This is a genomic window from Fretibacterium sp., from assembly GCF_057312375.1.
Genome location: NZ_DBHLDX010000124.1, coordinates 1 through 2,359, shown reverse-complemented (window position 1 = coordinate 2,359; position 2,359 = coordinate 1). Strand labels below are relative to the sequence as shown.

The 2,359-nt window shown below is 66.1% G+C and carries 2 protein-coding genes; both read left to right on the top strand.

Annotated features, from left to right (window positions below; all coding sequences use genetic code 11):
• Positions 1–1,599 (top strand): peptide ABC transporter substrate-binding protein (locus ACO41U_RS10375; RefSeq protein WP_485943774.1); only part of this gene is annotated, 1,599 nt, incomplete at its 5' end.
• A 20-nt stretch (positions 1,600–1,619) separates the two neighbouring features.
• Positions 1,620–2,359: ABC transporter permease (locus ACO41U_RS10370; RefSeq protein ID WP_485943772.1), on the top strand; the 740-nt coding region annotated here is incomplete at its 3' end.

Here is a 2,359-nt window from a genome sequence, read left to right as displayed (position 1 = left end):
TGGGCGCTGTCGCTGTGCCTCGTCCTGTCGTCGATCTTCGCCGGCGCGGCCTGGGCCGGGGAGCCGCAGGTGCTCCGCATTCCCATCGACGAGGAGCCGGACTCATTCAACGTGGCCCGCGTCTCCGACTACTACTCCGCCATGGTGGCCTCCCAGGTCATCGAGGGGCTGACCGGCATCATCGTCCGGGACGGCCGCGAGGTCGCCGTGCCCGCCTGCGCGGAGTCCTGGGAAACGAGCGAGGACGGCCTGACCTGGACGTTCCACCTGCGGGAGATGAAGTGGGCCGACGGCGAGCCGCTGCGGGCCTCGGACTTCGTTTATGGCATCTCCCGCGTCCTCGACCCCGCGACCACATCCCCCATCTCCGGGAAGGTCCGGTTCATCAAGAACGCGGGCGAGGTGCTGCTGGGCAACAAGCCGCTCTCCGAGCTGGGGCTGGAGGCCCCTGACGACCGGACGTTCGTGGTCCACCTGGAGCACCCGGTCCCCTACCTGCTGCAGAGCGCGGCGGGCACGGCCATGTTTCCCGCGCGCCGCGACGTCGTGGAGAAGTTCGGGGACGCCTACGGGACGGACGCGGACAAGATCGTGGGCTGCGGCCCCTTCAACCTTGCGGACTGGGTTCACAACAGCTCCCTGGCCTTCGTCAAGAACCCCCTCTACTGGGACGCGGATAACGTGAAGCTGGACCGCCTGGAGATGAAGATCGTCGCCGAGGAGTCGGCCAAGGTGGGCGACTTCGAGAACGGCGGGCTGGACCTCACATCCGTCTATTCCATCGAGTGGGCGAAGAAGTTGGACGAGAAGGGTGGATACGTCAAGAACGTCGTCGCCATGCCCGAAACCAAGTACGTCTTCTTCAACCAGACGGTTCCGCCCTTCTCCAACCCGAAGGTGCGCCTGGCCTTCAGCCTCGCCCTCGACCGGGAGGAGATCCACAGGGACGTCAGCCTGGGATTGGACCCGGCCGCCTGGGGCTGGCTGCCGCCAGCCATGGGCCTGGACGGGGAGAACTTCCGCAAACTGGCGGGGAACCCCATCAGGGAGTTGGCCGCGGCCCATCCCGACCCCAAGGCGCTCCTGGCCGAGGGGCTGAAGGAGCTGGGGATGAGCGAGGCCCCTGAGGAGCTGAAGATCGTCCTCATGTGCCACAATGCCACACGAGACTTTGCGGAGTACCTCCAGCAGGCCTATAAGACGAGGCTGGGCGTCGACCTGGAGCTCGACCCCGTGGAGTGGCCCGTCTTTCAGGAGCGCAACCGCAACCTGGACTACCAGATGGGCTATAAGTCCTACTACGCGGACTTCAACGACCCCTCCTCCATGATGGACCTGTGGATCACGGGCACCCGGACCATTCCCACGGGATGGTCGAACGAGAGGTACGACACCCTGGTTCGGGAGGCGGGGCAGAGCGCGGACAAGGCCCTGAGGGCGAAGGACTACGCGGAGGCGGAGCGCATCCTGCTGGAGGAGGGGACGATCGCCCCCTATGCCTATTCCACCGGCTTCGACTACATCCATCCCTACGTGAAGGGGTACGCCGCCCCAACCTTCACCGCCATGCTCTACAAGACCGTTTCCGTCGAGAAGTAGCGCCGGACGAAGAAGATTAGATGACTCGGTTCGTCCTCAAGAGGCTGATCTACGCGCTCGTCGCCCTGTTCGTGGCGTCGAGCGCCACCTTTTTCATCATCCATTCCGTGCCGGGCAACCCCATCGAGGCCATGACCGAGAAGCTGCCCGAATCCCTGCGCCGGCAGACCTTCGAGCGCTACGGCTTCGACAGGCCCCTCTTGGAGCAGTACGGGCTCTTCTGGAAGCGGCTGTTGACGGAGGGCGACCTGGGCGAATCGCTGCGTTACCGCGGGCGGAGCGTCGGGGACATCCTCGCCCGCTACGCCCCCGTGTCCGGGGTGCTGGGCCTGACGTCCATCCTGTGGGGGGCTGGGCTGGGGGTCGCGCTGGGCGTCGTGGCGGCGCTCCACCGCGGAAGGGCGCTGGACTACGCCGTCATGTTTCTGGCAATCCTGGGGGTGTCCGTCCCCAACTTCGTTCTGGCTTCCCTGTTCCAGTACTTTCTGGCCGTGCGGCTGGGTTGGTTCCCCGTCACGGGGTGGGGAGGCTTCGCCCACGTGGTGCTTCCGGCCCTGGCCCTGTCCTTCTACTCCACGGCGCAGTACGCCCGCTTCATGCGTGCCAGTTGCCTGGAGGTCCTGAGCCAGGACTACATCCTGGCCGCCCGGGCACGGGGCATGAGCCGATTTCACCTGGTCCGTAGGCACGTGCTGCGCAACGCCATCCTGCCCATCGTGACCCTGCTGGGGCCGCAGATCGCCCTGATGTTCGGCGGGGC